The 23,792-nt window shown below is 39.6% G+C and carries 22 protein-coding genes; 15 read left to right on the top strand and 7 right to left on the bottom strand.

The window, feature by feature from the left end; genetic code table 11:
- Nucleotides 1–230: 230 nt before the first annotated feature.
- Nucleotides 231–749: a GNAT family N-acetyltransferase gene (locus ACO1PF_RS08710; protein ID WP_423188665.1), complete on the bottom strand. Its 519-nt coding sequence runs from the start codon at nt 747–749 to the stop codon at nt 231–233.
- Nucleotides 750–957: 208 nt separating this feature from the next.
- Between ACO1PF_RS08710 and ACO1PF_RS08715 the strand changes: the two genes are divergently transcribed.
- The 3 genes from ACO1PF_RS08715 (at nt 958) to ACO1PF_RS08725 (ending at nt 4,407) form a co-directional block, all read left to right on the top strand.
- Entirely contained in the window at nt 958–1,611 is a 654-nt protein-coding gene (locus ACO1PF_RS08715; protein WP_423188666.1) for a YczE/YyaS/YitT family protein, read from the top strand.
- 136 nt (nt 1,612–1,747) lie between these two features.
- A complete protein-coding gene (locus ACO1PF_RS08720) occupies nt 1,748–2,548 on the top strand; it encodes an SDR family NAD(P)-dependent oxidoreductase (protein WP_423188667.1) in 801 nt (266 codons plus the stop codon).
- A 542-nt stretch (nt 2,549–3,090) separates the two neighbouring features.
- On the top strand, nt 3,091–4,407 hold the full coding sequence (locus ACO1PF_RS08725; protein WP_423188668.1) for an amidohydrolase family protein: 1,317 nt from the start codon (nt 3,091–3,093) through the stop codon (nt 4,405–4,407).
- A gap of 222 nt (nt 4,408–4,629) precedes the next feature.
- On the opposite strand, the gene ACO1PF_RS08730 is transcribed toward ACO1PF_RS08725, so the two are convergent.
- Nucleotides 4,630–6,036 carry a PLP-dependent aminotransferase family protein gene (locus ACO1PF_RS08730; RefSeq protein WP_423188669.1) on the bottom strand — a complete coding sequence of 469 codons (1,407 nt, stop codon included), beginning with the start codon at nt 6,034–6,036 and terminating at the stop codon, nt 4,630–4,632.
- A 148-nt stretch (nt 6,037–6,184) separates the two neighbouring features.
- Here ACO1PF_RS08730 and pdxS point away from each other — a divergent pair, with 148 nt between their 5' ends.
- Complete coding sequence (pdxS, locus tag ACO1PF_RS08735; RefSeq protein WP_423188670.1) at nt 6,185–7,075, top strand: pyridoxal 5'-phosphate synthase lyase subunit PdxS; 891 nt, start codon at nt 6,185–6,187, stop codon at nt 7,073–7,075.
- 2 nt (nt 7,076–7,077) lie between these two features.
- Nucleotides 7,078–7,650 (top strand): pyridoxal 5'-phosphate synthase glutaminase subunit PdxT, encoded by a 573-nt coding sequence (gene pdxT, locus ACO1PF_RS08740; protein ID WP_423188671.1) that lies wholly within the window; start codon nt 7,078–7,080, stop codon nt 7,648–7,650.
- 405 nt (nt 7,651–8,055) lie between these two features.
- Here pdxT and ACO1PF_RS08745 read toward each other — a convergent pair whose 3' ends face one another.
- From ACO1PF_RS08745 to ACO1PF_RS08760, 4 genes are all read right to left on the bottom strand, one after another.
- Entirely contained in the window at nt 8,056–8,844 is a 789-nt protein-coding gene (locus ACO1PF_RS08745) for an enoyl-CoA hydratase/isomerase family protein (protein ID WP_423188672.1), read from the bottom strand.
- A 373-nt stretch (nt 8,845–9,217) separates the two neighbouring features.
- A complete protein-coding gene (locus ACO1PF_RS08750; protein ID WP_423188673.1) occupies nt 9,218–9,553 on the bottom strand; it encodes an alpha/beta fold hydrolase in 336 nt (111 codons plus the stop codon).
- 204 nt (nt 9,554–9,757) lie between these two features.
- A complete protein-coding gene (locus ACO1PF_RS08755; protein WP_423188674.1) occupies nt 9,758–10,795 on the bottom strand; it encodes a zinc-binding dehydrogenase in 1,038 nt (345 codons plus the stop codon).
- Nucleotides 10,796–11,021: 226 nt separating this feature from the next.
- Nucleotides 11,022–11,198 carry a hypothetical protein gene (locus ACO1PF_RS08760; protein ID WP_423188675.1) on the bottom strand — a complete coding sequence of 59 codons (177 nt, stop codon included), beginning with the start codon at nt 11,196–11,198 and terminating at the stop codon, nt 11,022–11,024.
- A gap of 823 nt (nt 11,199–12,021) precedes the next feature.
- Between ACO1PF_RS08760 and ACO1PF_RS08765 the strand changes: the two genes are divergently transcribed.
- From ACO1PF_RS08765 to ACO1PF_RS08805, 9 genes are all read left to right on the top strand, one after another.
- The gene (locus tag ACO1PF_RS08765) at nt 12,022–12,600 is read left to right on the top strand and encodes an MgtC/SapB family protein (RefSeq protein WP_423190535.1); all 579 of its coding nucleotides are present in this window, start codon (nt 12,022–12,024) and stop codon (nt 12,598–12,600) included.
- 70 nt (nt 12,601–12,670) lie between these two features.
- Nucleotides 12,671–13,780 (top strand): extracellular solute-binding protein, encoded by a 1,110-nt coding sequence (locus tag ACO1PF_RS08770; RefSeq protein WP_423188676.1) that lies wholly within the window; start codon nt 12,671–12,673, stop codon nt 13,778–13,780.
- 85 nt (nt 13,781–13,865) lie between these two features.
- Complete coding sequence (locus ACO1PF_RS08775) at nt 13,866–14,888, top strand: ABC transporter ATP-binding protein (RefSeq protein WP_423188677.1); 1,023 nt, start codon at nt 13,866–13,868, stop codon at nt 14,886–14,888.
- A 2-nt stretch (nt 14,889–14,890) separates the two neighbouring features.
- Nucleotides 14,891–16,717, top strand: coding sequence for an ABC transporter permease (locus ACO1PF_RS08780; protein WP_423188678.1), 1,827 nt, complete (start codon nt 14,891–14,893; stop codon nt 16,715–16,717).
- On the top strand, nt 16,717–17,544 hold the full coding sequence (locus tag ACO1PF_RS08785) for a glycerophosphodiester phosphodiesterase family protein (RefSeq protein WP_423188679.1): 828 nt from the start codon (nt 16,717–16,719) through the stop codon (nt 17,542–17,544). Before ACO1PF_RS08780 ends, ACO1PF_RS08785 begins: the two co-directional genes overlap by 1 nt.
- A gap of 18 nt (nt 17,545–17,562) precedes the next feature.
- Nucleotides 17,563–18,588, top strand: a complete 1,026-nt coding sequence (locus ACO1PF_RS08790) for a YdcF family protein (RefSeq protein ID WP_423188680.1) — start codon at nt 17,563–17,565, stop codon at nt 18,586–18,588.
- Nucleotides 18,589–18,793: 205 nt separating this feature from the next.
- Nucleotides 18,794–19,003, top strand: a complete 210-nt coding sequence (locus ACO1PF_RS08795; protein ID WP_423188681.1) for a helix-turn-helix transcriptional regulator — start codon at nt 18,794–18,796, stop codon at nt 19,001–19,003.
- Nucleotides 19,000–19,422, top strand: a complete 423-nt coding sequence (locus ACO1PF_RS08800; protein WP_423188682.1) for a hypothetical protein — start codon at nt 19,000–19,002, stop codon at nt 19,420–19,422. The genes ACO1PF_RS08795 and ACO1PF_RS08800 overlap by 4 nt, the downstream gene beginning before the upstream one ends.
- Nucleotides 19,423–19,496: 74 nt before the next feature.
- Entirely contained in the window at nt 19,497–20,306 is an 810-nt protein-coding gene (locus ACO1PF_RS08805) for an MBL fold metallo-hydrolase (protein WP_423188683.1), read from the top strand.
- A 164-nt stretch (nt 20,307–20,470) separates the two neighbouring features.
- Here the strand turns inward: ACO1PF_RS08805 and ACO1PF_RS08810 are convergent, their stop codons facing one another.
- Nucleotides 20,471–20,956, bottom strand: a complete 486-nt coding sequence (locus tag ACO1PF_RS08810) for an Lrp/AsnC family transcriptional regulator (RefSeq protein WP_423188684.1) — start codon at nt 20,954–20,956, stop codon at nt 20,471–20,473.
- Between the two features lie 273 nt (nt 20,957–21,229).
- Between ACO1PF_RS08810 and argF the strand changes: the two genes are divergently transcribed.
- The gene (gene argF / locus ACO1PF_RS08815; protein WP_423188685.1) at nt 21,230–23,779 is read left to right on the top strand and encodes an ornithine carbamoyltransferase; all 2,550 of its coding nucleotides are present in this window, start codon (nt 21,230–21,232) and stop codon (nt 23,777–23,779) included.
- Nucleotides 23,780–23,792 lie beyond the last annotated feature (13 nt).

Raw genomic sequence — 23,792 nt, forward strand, 5'->3', positions numbered from 1 at the left:
AAATGACTTCCTGCGACAGGCTGGTTACCGAATTGATTCTTTTCTTCCAGATTTCATTCCCATACTTAAGGTGTTTTATAATTTGACATCGTATCCACTCTTTATATAATATATATTCAGCATGTTGATTTTATATTTTTTAAACAAGAAAACGACTGTGGGGATATGAACTAGTTTTGCCATAGAAGCACTAAATCTATGCAAATATAATAGTGAGGGAAGTCAACGTTCTAATCTAAACCACTTTCGTAATTATCTCTCAGTAAGCCCATAGACAAACTAGTATGATAGTGTCCTTTAATGAAATACTGTTGTTCCTTTCTGCCCTCAACTTTAAATCCCACTTTTTCATAAATATGGACTGCTTTTTTGTTGTAGTCCACGACATCGAGCGTGATTTTGTTCAAATTCAGTTGATAAAAACCATAGTCAACTATTTTGTGCACGACCTTTTGGGCATGCCCGTTACCTTGATTGTCTGGATCCAACATTATAGCTAAAACTGCAGTCCGATGGCGCAGATTGATTAGATGCAGATTCGTGTATCCAATTAGTTTATCTTCTGCATAAGCTATAAACTGTCTAACGGAATCATCCTTTTGGCGTGCTTCAAAAGAATCGTTGAATTTGTCTTTATTCATGTAAGGTTCACTGAACCAATAATCCATAATTTCAGGATTTGTCCACATTTTAAGCAAGTAATCTATATCTTCTTTCTCTGTTGGTGTAATACGAATTACATCGTCCATTGTAGCCCTCCTGATTTTATCTTGATATTTTAATAGACTCAGCCAATTGTCTTTCTTTAGAAAAACGGCTATCACAAGACTAACTGATTTATACTTCAATGACAAACTAAGAGAACAATCCGGACTTATGTGCTAAACTGACTATGACTAACCGGTCAATCAAAATTTATAATATAACGACAAATACATGTGTGTGGAGTTGAATACAATGAAAAATTACAAAGGGTACGCTTTGCTATCGCTTTTTTCAGCTGGTGTGGCTTTAGCGATTACCTTTATGCTTAAAGCATCTGTGGGATTGGGACCTTTTGATGCCGTGATCCAATCAATATCATTACTGTCAGGTATAAGAATCGGGACCGTTTCTATGATGTTGAACTTGTCCTGTGTGATAGGTCAGTTGATCATTCTGAAAAAAGATTTTGGCTTTAACCGTTTCCTGCAAATCCCTCTAAGTATATTAATTGGTATACTGGTCAATTATTTCTATTATAATTTATTCGCATCTGTTGAGTTTAATAGTTATGCGCTATCTTTGATAGTTTTTATCTTAGGTTTAGTCTTAGCGGTTTTTTCCGTAAGTATGGTAATGGTGTTGAATCTTGTTACATTCCCTATAGAAAGTCTCTGTATGGCGTTGACGAAGAAAATCCCTTTGAAATTTGCAGTGATCAGACAAATAGCTGATATTCTGTTTGTGGTTATTTCAGTTGCCTTAACAATTATATTTGGCTTGGTCCCATCAGTTAGAGAAGGGACAATTATCGGCATGCTGATTTTTGGTCCTTTGATGGGGTTTTTCATTGAGAAAGTTCATCCAGTATTAACGAAGAGAGGAATCATAGAAGAAATACGAATTTAGTATAACTCTTTTGAAACCTGTTCCGAGCATCAAAGTGAATAAATAAGTTGGTAAATGTATTATTGATTATGTGCATTCAGAAAGAGTTCTTAATAGATTTTTTTACTAATAAATCAAACAACTTAGGAGGAATAGAATGTCTATTTTTTCATCAGACGTTTTTACGGGCAAACATGCTTTGATTACAGGGGCCACTGGCGGAATCGGTTACGAAACAGCGAAGGTGCTGGCTGCTATGGGTGCGGCTGTTACGATCACCGGGAGAAAGGAAACGGTCTTGAATCAACTGAAAGAAGACATTGAAAGCGAGCGACCGAATGCGAAAGTCATGCTGGTTGTGGCTGACTTGGCTAAGGCTTCTGATAGAGAAAGATTGGTTCAAGCTGCAGAAGACAAATTGGGGCCGGTTTCCTTATTAGTGAATTCAGCTGGAATAATGGGCGGGGGCGTAATGGAAGAGCTGAGCCAGGAAGAGTTGGAGCGCGTGATGCATCTGAACTTCACCGTGCCGATCTTACTTACTCAACAAATCTATGAAACGATGAAGAAAAATAAAGAAGGGGCCATAGTCAATGTCTCTTCGCTTTCTGGTCTAAGAGGCGTGGTTGGTGGGACTGCTTATGCAGGCTCCAAGTTCGCACTCAACGGCTTCACCCAGTCGTTTGCATTAGAAGCCATCAAACACAACGTCCGGGTCAATGCCGTTTGTCCAGGCTATGTGGACACACAGATGGGCAGAGATGCGATTCGTTCTAAAGCCACCCGAGAAAAGAATAGTTTTGAAGAACAATTCGAAATCGAAAGTGGAAATCTACCATCTGGACGGATCACTACTGCAGAAGAAGTCGCTAATACGATTGCTTTTTTATTGTCAGATGCTGCTGGTAATATTGTAGGAGAAGCTGTCAAACTATCAGGCGGATCGGTCATGCGTTAATGAACAGCAAATTAAAATCAAGAGCATTATTTCAATCTAGAGTATGTCATAGATGGAATAGTGCTTTTTTTCTGGATTGACTCACTGTAAGTAGTATTTACTTATCTTTCGTCCGGTGTTACTCGATTTACCGTACTTGAGTGAGACGTCTTTGCGTAAGTAGGAATTATGAAATTCATCGAATAAATCTTCTAAAGTGTTCGATGAGAAATGTGATGAACAAAAAGAAATTTCATGAAGTTGATTATCAACTTTTTTCAGAAGTGATAAGATTAATTTAATAGAGATATCGGGATTTAATCACTTATGTTTAGATAGAAATAAAAGAGAATAAAATCCTTGAGTTAATTTTTTTAGAGTTACATTATATTTAGTTCTTATGAATCGTTTTTAAAAATTTTGTTTAACTATATATCAACTCGACTTTTTATTAAATACTACAATATGAGGATTATTCTAGTCCTTTCGTAAAATATAGTACAATAGAATTATATATAACAGGAACTTCTGAAAGGAATAAGATAATGAAGGAATACTTGATTGTGAATGGAACAATAATTGACGTGGAAGATGGTAAGTCTTTTGTAGGATCGATTCTGATTGTAAAAGATAAAATTATAAAAATTTATCGGCAAACCGAAAACTTACCGGAAGACGTATACAGAGTTGATGCAACTGGGAAATTTCTCATACCTGGTTTAATTGATATGCATTGTCATATTAATGTAGGATATGCTCCTTATTTTGTTGCTTCGGGTGTTACCACTGTTCGGAATACTGCGGGGAATGTGATTGCACTAAAGGAACTAATAGACAATCCGGCAGATGTTCCTACACCACGCGTTTATTCCGCAGATAGGATGATTGATGGTACTCCGGGACAATGGGGGCCAACCAGTTATGGCAACTTGGTAACTGATGATCCCGAGATTGCCAGAAAAGAAGTCCGCAGACAATTATCGGTTGGGGTAAAATTTATTAAACTCTATGGATGGGTGAACAGTGATGTAATGGCTGCTGTCGTTGATGAAGCAAGTAAATATCATTTAGAAGTTGCAATTGATTTGTTGAATTCACATGATATGACTGCTCTTGATGCGGCAAAAATGGGAGTAACTTGGTTTGAGCATGCTTCTGGTTTTGCTCAAGAGATTTATCCGGGATGGAATCCATTAGCGGATCAAGAGGAGTGGAAACACATTGATTGGGAAGAGCCGGACAAAGAAAAAATCCGTAACTTATGCCAAAAAATGTTGAGGTATAAAGTGAAGCTGTGCCCAACCTTGGTTCTGACAGATCAAGCCATTCGTTTTCCAACTATCTGGACTCCAGATAATTTGGTGATGAGATCAATGAAAAATAACAGTGAGCTAATGAAACAGTGGGATAGTCTGAGTGAACATATCGAAAGTATAAAAAAACAGAATACAATCATACATGCTTTTACAAAAGAGGTTGCCAAAACGTATAGTCAGTTAGGCGGTACAGTTGTAGCTGGAACGGATACACCAGCGCTACTATATACTTTTCCTGGAATGGCATTACATCGCGAATTGGAAATTTTTGTGGAGATCGGATTTTCCGAACTTGCTGCATTACAAGCAGCAACAATTCATGCAGCCAATGCGATAAATTTATCTGATATTGGAAGTATCAAAGAAGGAAAAACAGCTGACATAGTCATACTAGAAAAAGATCCTTTAGAGAATATTAGTAACACGCAAGAGATTTTATATGTAATTAAAGGCGGAAAAGTAAATAAGCAACAGGACATTTTGGATCATATTCCTTCTAAAGAAGTTTCTAAGAAAGCAATGGAGGACTTTTTGATTGAATGGGAGAGTTTATATATGTCATAAGAGGAGTATTCCATTCAATGAAGAACTCCCAATGGCATACTCCGTTGATCTAAACCGCCTTATCAGTTATGAGATGGAACAATTAGTGGGATAATAAATAAGAAAAAGCCAGGAACATTGTTAAGTCAATGTTCCTGGCTTTGTTGACTAAATAGTAAACTCATACTTAAGACTTTTAATTTTATCCAGTAATCATTACACGAAAATCGTTAAATAAAAATATCAAAAAACTATTCCACTAAAGTTAACAAAACTCAACCTAAATCCATTCTGTTGATCACCAAACTTCTGTCCTTCCGATACAATGATGTTCTTTTCCAGCAACTCCAATAGAATCTCATCAACTTCTGCTCTCGTTTTGTTCGGAAAACGGCAATACAGATGGAAACCGCCTTTAGCGGACTGAAATTCTATATCATCTTTAAATTCTGCTCGCAACCATATCTCCATGTTGCGGGCTCTTTGTCGTAGTTCGTTTATGATTTTTTTCTGATGTTCATCCATCTCAGTTCGTAGGAAATGGTCGGCCATGAATTGAGGCAGAAAACTCAGCTCTGAGTCCGTTTGAAGGCGGATGTCTGCCAGTTCTTTCAAGATTGTAGGGGGACCAATCATCCAACCGATTCTTAAATGGTGGCCGGCAAATTTAGACAAGGTGCCCAGATAAATGACTTGTTGCTGCTGGTCCAGCTTTTTCAGTGGACTGTTGTCGACTGACGGGTCAAACGTTAACCCACCATAGGCGTCATCTTCTATGATAGGGATCCGTTTCAAAAGGCAATACTCAAGGATCTCCGCTTTTCTTTTAGGGCTCATCACTAGTCCGGTCGGGTTTTGAAAGATGGGATTCAGAAAAATCATCTTGAGTGGGTAGTTGATGGATGCTTCCTGCAAACCTTTAATAGTCATGCCTTCCGCATCCATCGAAATGGGTATGATGCGCAGACCGGCTGCTTGGAACAGGCGAAGTGAATAAAAGTAGGAGGGTGCTTCGATCCCAACGGCGTCTCCTGGTTTCAACAATCCCTGTGAGATAAGAAACAATGCATTTTGTGTGCCTGAAGTGATCATGATTTCTTCGAGTGGGACTGTCATCTGATACGTTTTACTGAGATACGCCTGCACGCTTTCTCTTAAAGAATAGATGCCTGTGTTCCGTGGCGTCTGTTCTTTTTCCTGCTGGACCAGTTCTTTCCAGGATAAACGAGGTGACTGAAGCTCCGGCAACAGATCAGAAGGTAAGACACCTTTGGATAGATCCAAAATTTCTCCAGGTTTTTTATCCCGCAGTTTTTCAGCAGCCTGTTCATACGCACTCTTTCTTTTCAAGCTCTCGTTGGTGAGGGAGGTGCCCCAGTTGATCAAGGGTTTTGTCTGTAACCCCCATTTATCTGGGTTCACATACGTTCCGCTGCCTTTTTTTCTCATTAAAACGCCCTGAGCGGTCAATTCCTCCATGGCCCGGATCACGGTGGACCGATTCACGTTCAGCGCTTCAGCCAGTTTCCTTTCAGATGGCAGACGGGTCCCGGGAACCAATTCACCCGATTTGATTTTTTCTTCCGTCAGCAGCATGATTTTTTGATACAGCGGCATGGTCTCATCCTGACTGATAATCCATTTATCCATGACAGTTCCTCTTTCCTACATGTTTTTTCAATTGTACCATAAAATTGGATGGGTTTATTCCAATCCAATTGGATGTAGACCGTCGCGTTTATCTTGCGTATACTTTTAAGTAACAACAGTTTAGTACAAACATTCAGGAGGAATAAATATGAGCGAAAAAACAATTGGAAGCGCACGAGTCAAACGCGGAATGGCCGAAATGCAAAAAGGCGGCGTCATCATGGACGTGGTCAATGCCGAACAAGCCAGAATTGCAGAAGCGGCAGGAGCCGTGGCGGTCATGGCCTTGGAACGCGTGCCATCTGACATACGTAAAGCCGGCGGAGTCGCACGTATGGCTAACCCTAAAATAATTGAAGAAGTTATGAATGCCGTCAGTATCCCGGTCATGGCTAAAGCACGTATCGGCCATATCGCCGAAGCACGCATATTGGAAGCGATGGGCGTGGATTATATTGATGAGAGTGAAGTACTTACACCGGCAGACGAAGAGTATCATTTACTGAAATCCGACTATGTCGTCCCATTCGTCTGCGGCTGCCGTGATCTAGGGGAAGCACTACGTCGAATCGGCGAAGGTGCCTCCATGCTCCGGACTAAAGGGGAACCTGGTACCGGAAATATCGTTGAAGCTGTGCGTCACATGAGAAAAGTGAATAGCCAGATTGCACTGCTTTCCACGAAGTCAAACGATGAGTTGATGACGTTTGCCAGAGATATAGGTGCGCCTTACGAATTAGTGAAAGAAATTAAAGAACTTGGTAAATTGCCGGTCGTTAACTTTGCGGCAGGCGGCGTGGCTACACCAGCTGATGCAGCCTTGATGATGAGTCTTGGGGCAGATGGCGTGTTTGTTGGTTCCGGTATTTTCAAATCTGAATCACCAGAAAAATTTGCCCGTGCCATCGTTCGAGCAACCACGAACTATCAGGACTACGCATTGCTGGCTGAACTTTCCAAAGACTTGGGTGAACCGATGAAAGGGATCGAAATCAGTCATTTATTGGAATCAGAACGGATGCAGGAACGAGGTTGGTAAGTATGTCAAAAACGATAGGCGTCCTCGATGTGCAGGGTGCTGTTAGGGAACACCTTCTTGCCTTGGGAGTTTTAGGTGTGATCGCAGTCTCTGTCAAAAAAGCAGAGGACTTTGATGCTTTAGACGGTTTGATCATTCCCGGCGGGGAATCCACGGCGATCGGTCGACTGATCCGCGAACAGGGACTGGAAGACCGTCTGCGTTCGTTTCATAAAGAAGGCAAGGCTATTTTCGGCACCTGCGCGGGTTTGATACTCTGCAGTACGGACGAAAGTCATGAAACGGACGATTTGCGTCTGGGCTTTATCGATATGGAAGTCGAACGGAACGGCTTTGGCAGACAAATCGCCAGCTTTGAGACGTCTCTTGATTTTGCAGGGATCGATCAGCCAGTCGAAGCGGTATTCATCCGTGCGCCTTACATTCAGTCTGTTGGACCAGACGTCAAGGTACTGGCTACCTATGATGATAAAATCGTCGCTGCCGAACACGAAAACGTACTAGTGACGGCTTATCACCCAGAATTAACTGAGGACTATGCTGTCTTGAACTATTTTTTAGATAAGATCTATTAAGCGAATCATCCTGCATAGAATGATTCAAAAAGAGCTACTACCCATAAAAAAGGCATTCAAACACTTGCTGTTTGAATGCCTTTTATTTTTGTGTTTTTCACACTGAAAGATACCATCTCTTCAAATTCTGCTCGCAACTATTTTTCCATGTTTCGGGCCCTTTGTTGTAATTCGTTTGTGATTTTTTTCCTGGTGCTCATCCATCTCGGTACATAAGAAGTGGTCGGCCATGAATTGAGGCAGAAAGATCAGCTCTGAGTCAGTTTGAAGGCGGATATCTGCCAGTTCTTTTAAGATTGCGGGTGGACCGATCATCCAACCGATTCTTAAATGATGGCCGGAAAATTTTGATAGGGTGCCCAGGTTTCATTAAGAAAGTAATTGCTTTTATTCGTGAGACCCCATTCAGTGACCTTTAAATTGAGGGGCTCTTTTTTCAAGAAAGGCCGAAACAGCTTCTTTATGATCATTTTTTAAAGAAGCCCGATGCATCAGTTGTGCCTCTCGCTGATTGAATTTCTCTAAATCGTTATAAAAAAACTCATTGAACAGTTCTTTTTGATAGGAAATCGTTTGAGTTGGTAAAGAAGCTATTTTTTTGGCAAATGCCCATGTCTCTTCATCTAATGTACCATCTTCAACGACTTTATTTACCAAACCTAACTCAGAGGCACGCTCACCTTTGATGGGATTAGAAAGCATCAATAATTCGGTAGCCATTGCGGTACCTACCATCTTTTGTAAGAAATAGAGCACACTTGTGTCGCCTGGCAATCCCATACCTACAAAAGCTGTAACAAGAGAGCTGCGTTTTTCCATAATACGAAAATCAGCTGCCAACGCAACCCCGACACCCGCACCAGCTGCCGCTCCATTAATAGCAGCAATTACCGGCTTGCTGCAGTTTCGGATAGCACGACTCATTGCTCCAGTAGCTTCGACCAAGTGTTCTGGGATCCCCCCATCATCTCTTTCAATAACTTCTTTAAAATGGTTGACGTCTCCACCGCCACAGAACAACTTTCCTTTTCCTGTCAAAACTACTGCACGGATAGAAGCATCTTCTGATGCCTTCGTTAAAGCTGCTGGAATTTCTCGAAATGAATCTTCTGAGAAAGCATTCCCTACTTCAGGTCTATTAAAAGTAATATACGCTATGTTCTCTTTTTCTTCATACAAGATCGTTTTATACATTTATTGCTCCACCTCTCTTTTATGGCACCCATTACTTTCTTTCATAACCAGTAATAAGTCTATTTTAAGGAATCATTCTCCGACCTTAAAAAAGCGCTTCCATTTATATATTCAGTATATCCCTATGGCTGATATGAAACAAATTACTATTTTTCATGGTTGACATTAGCCTTACTAATGCCAGTTGCGGATGTCTTACACAACCTATTTTATATACACCTTTGATCCTTCTAGTTTAAAAATTGACTAGTTTTCATTTTTATCTATTGGAAAGATGATTCAACGGTCCTCGATTGGATTTATGAGGTTTTAGCTCAAGAAAAATAAAGTTTCGGCTAGCGAACGATAAAAAAGCTAGCAACAATTTCTGTTCCTAGCTTTTTATTTCGTTCTTATTTTGAATAAACATCAGCATCGTCCGATTCAACTTGTCTTTTTCATCATGAAAAATCGCATGACCGCTTTTTCTAAAAGGGACAACAATACTTTTAGGGATCAATTGGATCATCTCTTCGAAAACTTCGTACGAACAAACAGCGTCTTTTTCACCGTGACAAATCAAAGTTGGCACTGTAATCTGTTCAAGATCTGCTTGTACATTCTCATCCCGCATAGCAAGAGTTGAAAGGATCATTCCATAAGAAGAAGCCCTTAATGCTAAACTTGTCAGCCAATCTTTATAGGAGACATAGGTTTTCTCATAAAACAACTTTTATTAAAGTCTCGAATCGTTTTAGGCCGGTCAATTTGGATTTGGTCAATCATGGAAGTAATTTCCGGTTTTTTAATACAGCTCTCAGGATTTAGTCTTTATTTGTCGTGAATAAAATCCATTATTTACTCATGTTAGAGTGAAATCTAAAAAGAGACAATTAAATGATGGGATTTTTAAAAATGAACAGATAATTGAGAGTTATGAATTGATCAAGACCACTTTTCCTAGTTTGCCTGCTTTTTTAAAATAAAGTTGAGCTTCTCGTGCTTCTTCTAAAGGAAAAGTACGATCAATTACTGGTTTTATTTTCCCTTCTGATACAGCCTGAAGCAGGCGTTTATACTCTGCTCTAGTACCTAATACAGAGCCATAAAGTGTAATATGTTTTAAATATACTTTTCTAAAATCAAGCTCAGTTTTCTGACCGCCGGCAGATCCAGATGTACAAAATTTTCCGCCTTTTTTCAGTACTTCTAAAGAAGTAGAGAACAAAGCATCTCCGACAACATCTAATACCGAGTCAACCGGACCACCATTTACCTTAATGATTTCTTCAGCAAGGTTATCTGATTTATAAGATAAAACATGCGTTGCGCCCAGTTCCTTCATTTTTCCTTCCAAAGTTAAGTCACCAACGATCGCAATGACTTTAGCGCCAAATACTTTTGAGGCAATTTGGACATTCAAGGATCCAACGCCACCATTTGATCCGGTTACCATTATCGTTTCTTCAGGCTGCACCTGAATTTGTTCGTTCATATGCCAAGCTGTCAAACCGCTAACTGTGAACACGGAACTTTCTGTGTAGTCGGAAAGGGGCATATCAAAACAAAGGTCGGCAGGCCACGCTACATATTCTGCATAGCCACCATCATATTCAGAACCGATGAAAGACATATCTTCTGAAATATGTTCGAACCCGGGTTTTCCACTTGATGTAAATGGGAAAAGAACAACATTCTTTCCAATCATGGTCTTATCTACAGCGCTACCCGACTTGACTACGGTTCCTGCTATATCGGAGCCAGGGGTGCGAGGGAAATGAACGCCTTCTGGTCGCCAGCCCGATTTTGAACCTGTACCGTAAGCTCCTTCTCTCATCCAGATCTCAGTATTATTTATTGCGCAGGCTTGGATTTTGATCAGCACTTCATTTTCTTTTGGTTCTGGAACAGCTTGGTCAACTAATTCTAACTTGTCAACATCTCCGTATCCCGTTACTTGTACTGTTTTCATAAATATCCTGACCTTTCTGATTTTCTGTGAATGCACTTATTGCAGTATATCATAATTATATTTCGACTATATTTAGCCACTTGTCCGTTTGATATTTAGAGACTAAATCATATTTTTTAATGCTAGTCGTAATTTTAAAAAAATAGAGAAGATGACCCCGTAGCTTATCGGGATCATCTTCTATGAACTGCATAGTATCCGTTCATGATTGCTGAAATTCTGACTATTAGTTATCCGTCAAAGTGAGGCTAATCGTCGTGTCCGTTTCTGTCAATGCTTCCTCGTTCAGATTTTCTTCAACATCATTCTCTCCGTATGGACCGGGTCTTGGAGGCTCCCGCTCAGTATCACACGCCCCAAGTAAAAAGACGCATGCCATGACTATTCCTAAAATCTTTTTCATTTTTTTATTTACCTCCTTCATATATTTCCAGAGTAGAAAGGGTGTATAGGCTGCAACGATAGATGATAGGAACCATTAGATAAGAGATCATATTATAGTCTGATTTTCTCATATTTATAAAGGATTGTAAAAAGTAAGCAATTTATTCGCACAGGATTATTACGGAAGTGGGTGAATATCTAAGTGAAGTTTTATCCTGATTACAAATGTAGTGAAATAAAAAGATATAAAGGAAGTTATTTTATGTTTACAAAAAAATATCAACATAAAATACTGTTGATTTGATCATCTATTCACGTATCACGAAGAAATATCAGCGGGTTGAAAAACACTAACTATGAACCACTCTGAATTACTGGTGTTACAGTAATTCAGAGTGGTTTTTAGTTAAATACCAATCTACGCGACTGAGGACGCGTTTGAAATCGCTCAGCCATTGCACCTGACTATGATAAGATAGTTACAAACAAAACGTAAGAGATAACTCGTAAAATTTAAAAAAGAGCGTTAAAAAGGAAATGAAAACGTTTGCGCAAATGCGTTGACTTTAAAAAAATCTCAGTTTATAATACATGTATCTAGATGGAATCGGTTCCTAAATGGCTTAAACGAGGGGTTTTTTGACATTGAAAGGGGAGATGAAATAACTGACTATATAAATGTATATATTAGAAAAGATAAGTCGCCGAAAAGTGATCGCTTGGGATGAGGAGGGATTACATGGATTTCACATTTCGATTTAGCACAATTAAACATAATCACAATAACAGCTAGAATTATTCTGTCCATAATCGTTGGAGGAATCATCGGTATAGAAAGAGATATAAAACATCATGCTGCAGGTTTTAGAACATACATCTTGGTGTGTTTAGGATCGACGATGGTCATGATGACAAATCAGTTTATATCTGACATGTACAACACGGGTGATCCGGCTCGAATGGGTGCACAAGTGATAAGTGGCATTGGGTTTTTAGGTGCTGGAACAATCTTGGTAACTAGTAATAATCACGTCAAAGGATTGACAACAGCTGCAGGGCTCTGGTCAGCAGCGTGTATTGGATTAGCGATCGGCATTGGTTTCTATCAAGGAGCAATAATTGGTGCATTTTCACTCTTGGTCATCATAAGTTCATTTCAGAAAATAAAGAGACTATTGATCAATAAAAAAAATAGTGTCGACTTTTATATCCTGTTTGAAACGCTCGAAGACTTTCATGATTTTTTAACCTATTGTGCTATAAAAAAGTGGAAGATCATAGCTATTCAAGAAGAGTTTTCTCAGAAAGATAAATATGTTATGAATTTTGTATCCTTAAAATTCACTAATCGGGAGGAAGCGAATAACCTCTTGAAAAATTTTGAAAATATTAAAGGTTTTCTATCTGTTGATAAACTTTAACAGAAAGTTATCATTACTTATTTCTAAAGTGTGTAAAATCAACTAAAAATATTATCAAAGGAGAATACCCATGAATAAAAAAACATTATTGACAATGACTTTTGCGACATCTCTCTTACTAGGAGCCTGTGCTTCTGGAGACGAGGCAGAGACGACTGATACCAATGAAACCACGGAAGAGAATGGTACTGCTGAAGAAAATGGCGCGACTGAAGAAACGAGAGAGGTTTTAGTTTATTCAAACTCACTTGCCGGTGGCAGACAAGAGTGGATCGATGAGTTAGCTACTGAAGAGGGATTTGAGATGCAATTCGTCGAGGCAGGTGGTGGGGAAGTGTTGAACCGCTTACTGGCAGAAGCAAACTCACCCCAGGCAGACGTAGCCTTTGGTATGGATGAAGCCATGTTCTTTGAATTAGTAGATGAAGAATTACTGGTCGAGTTCGAACCTGAATGGGTCAGTGACATCCCTGATGATGCCAATATTGGTGATCAGCTCTTCCATCCACTAGTTGAACAACGTATTTTCATGATGTACAATCCGGAATATGTGAGTGAAGAAGAAGCACCAGCTAACTGGCAGGATTTAAGTGACATGACTGAATTCGAAGGGAAATATCGTGTGCCTGCAGCTTTAGGAGGCGGGACGGACCAAAAAGCGATTCTAAGTATTCTCTTGCAGTACGTTGATGAAAACGGGGAAATGGGCATTGCGCAAGAAGGCTGGGATGAGGTTGAAGCTTATCTAGCAAATGGATACCAAACGCCAGAAAATGAAGAGCAGTTGCAAAACTTTGCTGAAGGAACGATTCCTCTCAGTTATCATTTCTTAGGCGGAATTCCTAATGCGGAAGAAGAATTTGGATTCACTGCGATGCCGATTAATCCTGAACAAGGCGTCATCACCATGCGTGAACAAATCGGTGTCGTGAACAAAGGTGACGATCATGATTATACGGCTGCAGAAGAATTTGTTGAATGGTTCGGAAGTGCAGAAGTTCAAAGCGCCTTTATTGAAGAATGGGGTGGCCTTCCTGTAAACGAAGGGGCCTATGACAGTGCATCTGACCGCCTGATTGAACTTGCAGAAGCAACTGACCCAATGGAAGTTGACTGGAACTTCGTACGTGAAAACTTGAACTCTTGGATCGAAAAAGTTGAATTGGAATTAATGCCATAAAATTAAACATAAAAGAAATCATAAAAAGCGGAATAGATATTATTTCGCTTTTTATGAATTTATAAAGCATGCGAGGAGACATAGTATGATAGAAATCAAAAATTTACAGGTGAAATATGATGATTTTATTGCCATCGATAACGTGAATCTGGAAATAAAAGAAGGCGAGTTTTTCACACTTCTAGGACCTTCAGGTTGTGGAAAAACAACAACCTTACGTGCTATTGCGGGGTTCATCAAACCAAGCGAAGGGACCATCGATGTAAAGGGGAAAAATATAATCAATACTCCGATCGAGAAACGAGGATTAGGTATGATCTTTCAATCATATGCTTTGTTTCCAACGATGAGTGTTTTTAATAATATCGCCTATGGGTTGAAGATTGAAAAAAAATCAAAAGCTCAGATCGAACAACGCGTTTATGAGCTAGCCAAATTAGTCGAGCTCAATGAAGAACAACTGGTTAAAAACGTTTCGGACTTGTCCGGTGGACAACAGCAGAGGGTAGCTATTGCAAGAGCCTTGGCTAAAAGACCGAATATCGTCTTATTTGATGAACCATTATCAAATTTAGATGCCAAGTTAAGAAAACAACTGAGACAAGAATTGAAACGAATCCAGCGTGAAACGGGAATGACCGCTATTTATGTCACGCATGATCAGGATGAAGCTTTAGAAATATCCGATCATATTGCTGTATTTAATAATGGGAAAATAGAACAAATCGGTACACCTAGAGAAATTTACGATCGCTCAGCGAGTGAATTTGTCTGTAAGTTTATCGGGGATGCTAATTATCTTGATGCTACATTCATTGAATACATCAATGCGCACAGCGAAGGAAGTCCGTTTGATCCGAGTGCAAAACATTATATCCGTGAAGAAAAAATCAAGTCATGGGTTCCAGCTAATAACACGGACGTTAGGGTCAAAGCCAAAATCATAGAACAAATATTTTACGGGACGTTTTCAACATTTATTTGTGAAGCTTTAGGTACGACACTGAGAATAATTGTAAAAGAAGACGGAAATGCGACACTTAATTCGGATACTGAACTGACGATGTATATCGACCCCAATGATATTCTGGAGTATGGAGGTGATTAAAGATGAACAGCAGTAAATTTGCTAAACTGAAAGAAGCCGATCTCCTGGTTAAATTGCCATTTTATTCATTTGTTCTTTTTGTAGGATGGTTTATATTTGCGTTACTTATTTGGCCGAACGTCAATGTGCTGATCGATATTTTCTGGGTAGACGGGGAACTGAGCTTGTCGGCATTTAGCCGTTTATCGAGGTCTAATAGAGCGATTCGTGCCATCCTTAATTCGTTCATGCTGGCTATATTGTTAACGATCTCAGTAAATATTGTCGGAACGTTTATCGTGCTGGTCACCGAATATTTTGACGTCAAAGGGGCTAAAATCCTGCGAATGGGCTTTCTGTCTACACTCGTATTCAGTGGCATGGTGTTAAATAATGGCTACTTGTATGTTTATGGTCAAAACGGTATTTTAACCAATGCATTGACTAGAATCCTTCCTAATTTGGATCCGGGCTGGTTTACAGGGTTTCCGGCGGTCTTGTTTGTTATGACTTTTGCGTGCACGACGAACCATATGCTTTTCTTCAGGAACGGCGTGAAGGGACTGGATAATAATACCATTGAAGCAGCGAAAAACTTGGGGAGCAGCCAGTGGCAGGTATTGAAAGATGTCGTATTTCCAACGTTGTTTCCTATTATCATTACACTCGTCATCATGTCATTCCAGTTGGGATTAGGCGCGATGGCCGCACCGATCATGGTTGGCGGAAGTTTTGAAACCATTTCTCCTTTGATACTTAGTTTTACTCAGCGTCCGTCATCGAGAGACGTGGCGGCTTTATTATCCATTATTTTGGGTATCGCGCAAATCATCTTGTTAGTGGTGATGACACGCAATGAAAAAAAAGGGAATTACATGTCTATTTCCAAGACGAAAACGCGCGTGACTAAACAAAAAATCGAAAATCCAGTCATGAATATCATCGTGCACATTCTCTCTTACGCTTTGTTTTTGATTTACACCGCACCGTTGATATTGGTCATCCTGTTCTCATTCATGAATCTGCAGGGGATTTCTCAGTCCGTCTTGTCCTTTGAGTACTTTACACTGTCCAATTATACAGACATACTGACTAACAACAATAACTACGGACCTTTACTGACTAGTATGGTATATTCTGGCGGAGCAGCTGTTTTAGCTGTACTGTTTATGATTATGATTGCACGTATCGTAATGAATAATAAAAACAATAAACTGGCTGAATGGACGGAATACTTGTTTTACATTCCATGGTTGCTGCCTGGTTTGATGCTTGCGTTAGGCTTGATCATTTCCTATGATTCTCCTTCGTTATTATTGTTTGGTAACAGCGTAATTGGAAGTGTATGGATCTTGCCGTTGGTTTATTTGATTATGATGCTGCCGTCCACTTTAAGGTATATTAAAGGTGCATATTATTCTTTCGATAATAATCTGGAAGATGCTTCACGTATTCTCGGATCTTCACCGACCAGGACCTTTTTAAGAATTATACTTCCGGCGTTACTACCGACAGCCTTGGCTTTAGTTGCCCTTAACTTCAACAACTTCCTGGCTGATTATGATTTATCAGCCTTTTTATATCATCCGGCCTATCCAACGATAGGGATCACGATTCGCAGAAATGCGGATGCCGCGAACAATGTCAATGCGGCTGCCGTCAACCTGGTGTACTCAGTGATCATCATGGCGGTCAGTTCCATCATGTTCTATATTGTATATGGGAAAGGCTCTAAAATGGGTGAACGTAAAAGCGGGATCAAGAAGTTGAAAAGAAGAATCAAAGCACCGGTCATTGTAACCGGTTTGGGTGATACAGGCGTAGACGACCCCGTAACTGGAGGCCAGTAATGAGTTTAAATAAATTTTCAAAACGATTAAATAATAATCTGTTTTTGATCATGTCTCACAGAGGGTTCTGGGGAGGAAATATCATTGAAAATTCCATGGAAGCTTCCCAGCTAGCCTATAAAGCAGGAGCGGATATTGTCGAAGTGGATGTCTGCAAAACATCTGACGATAAATACTATCTCTTCCATGATGGCAATGAACCTAAATTGCTTAATAGACAGGAAAATTTTAAAAAGTTATCTTCTAATGAAGTGGAAAACAGTAAGGTTTATAATTCGATCGGCACCGTTTCCGGGAAGAAAATAAACACTCTTTCCGAATTTCTGCAGTGGCTCCCAGAAAACAGATTAGTAAATATAGACCGGTCTTGGGACTATTGGGACGATCCTGATTTTTTTTCGATCATTAAAGAATCGGGAAAAGAATCGCAACTCTTTTTCAAATCGCCTGTCGCAAAACAACACTTAGATGCCTTTCTGAAAAATGGGGGAGGTCTATACTATGTCCCGATACTGAAAAATAGGGCAGAATTTGAACAAGTAAGATCATACGAAAGGATCCGTATGATCGGCGTAGAATTAATCGTCACGGATTTAAAGTCTGAACTGCTCGATTCTGGGTGGTTGAAACTGATCAAATATATGGGCTTGTTTACAGTAGCTAATTCTGAGAACTTAGGCCCTGATTTCAATTTGTTTGGTGGCATTACGGATGATTCTGTCTTATTCGAGGAAACAACATGGGACGCATTTACTAAAAGAGGTATTGACATCATTCAGACCGATTGGCCTAACTTTGTAAGGGACTATCGTGAGAGTTTGAAATAGAAAGGCGGTCTTATTAGATTGAACATAAATGATATAAGTAATTACACAGGAGCAGTGGACCCGACTAGTCTGATCCCTCATATAGGGACAGGTTATAAAGAGAACGATATTCTCAGAGAAATTGTCGGACTGCTGGAAAAGTGGCAATACAAGAGTGCCTTGATCAAATTGGACGGTCTTATTAATGATGGAACTGAACCTGTAGATGCACTGCTTTTGAAAGGTGAATTACTGGCGCATTTTGATTTGAATCAAGATGCAGCCGAAGCGTTCAAGCAGGTGCTTATGATAGAGAAGGATAATATCTTTGCAGAAATGATGCTGCTTATCCAACTGTCCATTCTGAATTCTGAACGGGAAGTAGACCATTATGCGATGCGTCTAAAAGAGCACTCATTTGACTTATATACGGCTTACGAGCAGGTCATTCAGCTTATAGAAGAGCATAAGGACCAGTTTAAATTTCCTGGAAACATTGATCCGATAGAAGTGATCTGTGTGTACGGATACATCTTAAATGAGGATGGCTCGATACCGGAAGTTTTAGAGAAACGTTTATTGAAAGTGAATGAATTAGCTGAACAACATCCGTCAGCAATGATCCTGCTGAGTGGTGGAGCAGTAAAGAATAAATACAATGAAGCAGTCGAGATGAAGAAAGTTCTGATAAAGTGGGGAGTAAACGAACAACGACTCGTTTCTTTAGAGCGTGCCAAAGATACGGTAGGTAATGTGATCGAATTTATGGATTATATCCAACCGAGAAGCTTCAAACATGTTTGTGTCGTTACGTCCAAAGCGCACCTCCCAAGAGCCTGGATGACGTTAGCTATCGCTTTGGGAAAAATCAATTATCAAACACACTTATCTGGCGCGTCACCCGAAGAAGAAATTGATAAGCAAACAATGGAAATGGAATATAAGCTTAATTATCAAACTCTTTTCAGAATCGCCGGTCTTTTTGAAAAAAAAGATATTACCGAGCATATACGGAAACGAACAAACTTATCGCGAGTGGATGCAATAAAACAAGCCAGAACATAGACTAAACTATGGCCTGGCTTGTTTTATTGTAGAGATGAGTGGTATGGCTCGGAGTGGATAAGTCGTGAACTGATTTAAGTATAATATAATAAGATATACAGATTTAAAAAAATGACGACCAAGTGTAAAGATGTCTTTACACTTGGTCGTTTTTTTGATATTCTTTATGTAAAGATATCTTTACTTTTGTCTGGAGGAAAAATCCATGAAAGTGATCAACCACATTCGAGAAATTCGCCAAAAAAGAGGGATAACTCAAGTGAAAATGGCTGAAGATCTACAAGTTACACGTCAAACTATTAATGCCATAGAAAAAAATAAGTATAATCCTAGTCTTGAGTTGGCTTTAAAATTAATAGCATACTTTGATGTCCCAATTAATGAACTATTTATTTTAGAGGAGGATGACAGATGATTGAGAAAGAAAGAAAACGAAGGGAAAAGATTTTAGCGAAGTGGGTTCCTTTTTATATAATCACGTGTACTTTTATAGGTGCTGTTCTTGGTTCACTTCTTATTTATTTTATTCAAGATGAATTTCCCTATGAAGTTCTCATAGCGGGTGTTGTAGTGACTATAATATTAACATTATTTGAAGTGATTAAACACAAACGGAAAAGAGGCGATTTGCCTGAGTATGATGAGCGCCTATTGCGAAATGTTTTTCGATTTTTCGCATACACATCACATATCTCTTTGGCAGTCTTATTTGTTTCTTTAGGAATTTTTACACTTTTAGGAATTGAATCGATTTCAATTTTGTATCTGTGGATAGGATTCTTTTCGTATATTTGGATTGTTGGAATAGGGACTATTATTATCAAAAGAAGATAGTAGGTTACTAACAATCAAGTTTTAGAAACCGATAATAAATTACAAATTAGATAAATAGCAACGGAGGTCATTAGATGTTCCACTTTCAAGAAAAAAACTTAACTGTTTTCCAAAGTTCACTTTACAAGACGACATCCGCTGTCGTTCATTCTGAAGAAGCCATCATCATGACTGACCCCACCTGGCTGCCGGAGGAAATAGCAGAAATTCAAAGTCACATTCAAGAGCATCTTGGGGACAAGCAGCTTTATATCATTTACACCCACAGTGATTTTGACCATGTCATCGGTTCAGGAGCATTCCCGGAAGCGACCGTGATCGCATCTGAAGGATTTCAGAATAATCCCAAAAAAGAAGAAGTCTTAGAAGAGATGAATGCTTTTGACCAGGAGTATTATATAGAGCGGAACTATGAGCCAAGGTATCCAACAATTGATAGAGTCATTTCAGCAGACGGAGAAAAACTGGAACTGGGTGACATGACGCTGACGTTTTATCAAGCCCCCGGTCACACCAATGACGGACTGTTTACGGTCATCGAACCCTGCGGTATTTTTCTATCCGGTGATTATTTATCAGATGTCGAATTCCCTTTTATTGAGAGCGGCTATCATGATTACAAAGAAACAGTGGAGAAGGCTTCTTGGATCATGCAACATCACGACCTTAACACCCATGTGCCGGGACACGGTAACGTGACAAAACAAAAGCAGGAAATAATGGACCGGATCGATTTTTCAAAACAGTATTTAAATCGTCTGCTTGATGACGGCACTGGATTGGAAAAAGAGTGCCGGAACAGATTCCGTTTCTTTGAAGGGATGAAAAACAGTCATCTCGAAAACGTTGAGCGTGCAAGTAAGGAAGTAAATGAAAGAAAGTAACTGAATCAACAAGAAAATCAAATTGATACTCGACAAGGTAATCAAAATCATTAAGGATTTAAGCAGAATAAAAGCTCCCTAAAGTTATTAACCTAACTTTAGGGAGCTTTTATTCTGGACGAAAGAAATGAATATCTATAGTATCCTTGCTTTTTTCACTAGCGCTAATCCTTTTTAAAGTCATCCTGGACAGGCAGCCATTCATCTATATTGTAGATGATTTTAGGGATGATGAAGTAGTTGATCACTTCTACCCCGTCTGTTTCAGGCAGGGCCTTGTTGATGAAGTTATACATATTATCATTATCTAAGAAACGTGTTTCAATAGATAAATTTGCTTTGCCCCAGCCTGTCGCGATGTAGCAGACATTGGGATTGGCTTTGCAGTCGTCTATGAATTTATCATAGACTGCCTCGTCTACTTTTAAGTTGATATCAGCAATGGCATTGTATCCGAAACTGCTGGGATCCACAATGGTTGTGATGCGAAGGGTATTGTCATCAATCAGCTTTTCGATTCTTCTGCGCACTGTACGTTCGTTGATATCAATTTCCTTGGCTATTTTTGCTACAGATTTTCTCGCATCTTTGGAAAGTTCCTGGATAATTTTGAAGTCGATTTGATCATAATTTTTCTCTTTTTTTGCCATAATCGTGTTCTCAGCTAGGTAAACTGAGAGATGTCCTCCTTTAGATGAAGTAAGCTCAACCCAATAATAGCACGAATAGACTTTGGAAAACAATCATTTAAGCAGTAAATAGATAAAAACATGTCCGAATCAGACAACCACAATTCTGAAAAGGACAAGTTTTATGAATAAATTACATCTTATGTGTTGACTTTTTGACTTTTAATGGATAAACTTAAATTAATTAATAAGTTGTGAAAAAACGAACAATAAATCAGAGGAGGGAGTTAAATTGTGTCTTTCAACAACGCTGTGCCACTAGCGATCATTATTTTCTTTGTTACGAGTTTAATTGCAGTAGGCAGGATTGCCAGTAAACGGATCGAGAATACAGAAGATTATCTGGTTGCCAGCAGAGGTGCGCCATTATTCCTGGTAGTAGGTACGGTGTTTGCCACCTTTTGGGGTGGAGGAACTATAGTAGGTGGAACTGGGGCTGCTTTTGAAGATGGCGTGTATGGTGTCATTGAAGATCCTTTTGCTGCCGGCTTATCTTTGATAATCATCGGCCTTCTGTTTGTCAAAACACTTAGAGGATTAAAAATAAATTCTATAGGTGAAATTTATACACACAGATTTGGAAGCGCTACCGGCTACGTTGCTTCTGCTGTGATGATTCCTACTTTTATTATCTGGACAGCTGTTCAATTGTTAGCCGTTGGTAAAATTCTTTCGGTCTTATTTGATATAAACTTTTATCTGAGTTACGTTATTGCACTTGTCGTGGTCGTGAGTTTTACGTATATGGGTGGTTTGTTAGCTGTCATATGGACGGATTTTATTCAGATGATCATCATTTTTGTTGGTTTAATAATACTCCTTGTGGTCGGCTATAATGCAGCTGGCGGGATAGAAAATATCGCCGCCCATACGCCAGATGATTTCTGGCAATTCATTCCGTCTGAAAAAGGGCTGATGCCCTGGGTGACATACGTTTCGATGTGGGCAGGGATGGCTTTGGGCAATATTCCGAGTCCTGATATAGCACAGCGTGCATTGATGGCAAAAGATGCTGAAACTGCTCAGAAAGGAATGATTATTTCGGGCAGTTTGTATTGGACATTTGGTCTCATTCCGGTTTTTTTAGCTTTGATCGGTCATACACTGATCAGTAGCGGAATGATCGATGGAAGCTTGATTGCGCAGGACAGTGAATTACTGATTCCATTTTTAGCTAAAGAATTATTGAATCCAGTTTTGCTCGGGATCTTTGTTGCCTCACTGATCGGGGCTGTTTTATCAAGTGCGAGTACATCCTTGTTTGCGACCGCGGTTATCTTTTCAAATGATATCATCTATCCTATCTTCTTGAAAGACAAAAAAGAAGGTTTAGCAGATCAGAATGTTCTAATGAGGATCACCCGCTATTGTGTAGTTTTAACAGGGATTTTAGCCGCCTTGGTCGGGTTACTGAGTTCTAACATTTATGACATGACTGTTTTCGCCTTCACCTTACAGTTTGGGGTATTATTTTTCCCATTCATTATTGCACTAAAAGCAAAATGGGCTACTTCTTATGGAATCATGGCAGGTATGTTGGGAGGACTGTTGGTGAATGTATTGGGAGGGGTTATTCAAGGGACGATTATTCCAGAACCATGGGAATTTTTTACACTTGTTCCACCGCTGGTCAATATTCTTCTCATCGTGACCGTTTCTCTCTTTACCAAGAAGAGTGATCAGTCCAGACCATTAGACGATATATATATTTTAAAAAATGTAGAGGGAGAGATTCACATGAAAAAACCATCATCCAGTGCCACAGATTTAAATAAAAAAGAGTTGAAGCATATGCTGACAATGAACGATTTCACGAAAGCGGAAATCGATAACATGCTTGAATTGATGACGTTACTGAAAGATGCCAGGAGAGACAACGCTATACCGGAATTATTTAAAAATAAAACAGTCGGCATGATCTTTGAAGCGGGATCGACACGCACCCGCGTTTCTTTTGAGACGGCAGCTACGTTACTCGGCGGCCATGCGATTTTTTTATCCAAAGGTGATATCCATCTGGGTTCCAAGGAAACGGTTGAAGATACGGCCAGAGTTTTGTCCCGAATGTGTGACGTTATTGTTGCCCGCACAAATAGTGGCGAAACGACTCAAAAATTGACGGAATCTGCAACCGTTCCAGTGATCAATGGACTGGATACGGTGTACCATCCGACTCAAATGTTAGCAGATATCTTTACCATGCAGGAACATTTACCGGAAGGAAAAACACTCACGGATTTAACGGTTGCTTTTATGGGAGATGCCACGGATGTCTGTCGCTCTTTATTATTGACCTGCACAAAATATGGCATCGATTTCAAACAGATCGGGCCCAAAAAGTATCATATGGAAGAAAAATGGCTGAAGATGGCCGATAAAAATTGTCAAAAGTCAGGCGCACGTTATGAAATAACTGAAGACGTTTCAAAAGTTTCAGAATGCGAAGTGGTCTATGGAGACAGCTTCTACTGGACCACCCAAATGGATGAGAAAGCAGAACGGCTCGCAGCCTTTATGCCAGACTATGTGATCACAGAAGCGTTGATGCAAAGCGCAGCTCCCGGAGCAATGCTGCTCCATTGCTTGCCAGCTAATGACAAGGAAGAGGTCACAAGAGAAGCGCTGGAAGGGGATTATAGTGTCGCCTTTGATCAATCCGAAAATCGGTTGACCGCTCAAATGGCGATCATCGTTTACTTCACTCACCGCTATTTAAAAGAACCCTCCAAAGAAGTTGTCGAAAATCATCAACATAAAATTGAAGCATTTGTAGAGAAACTGTAACAGTAAAAGAGAG

It is taken from the genome of Alkalibacterium sp. f15 (assembly GCF_049389645.1).
In the GTDB taxonomy this organism is placed as follows: domain Bacteria; phylum Bacillota; class Bacilli; order Lactobacillales; family Carnobacteriaceae_A; genus Alkalibacterium.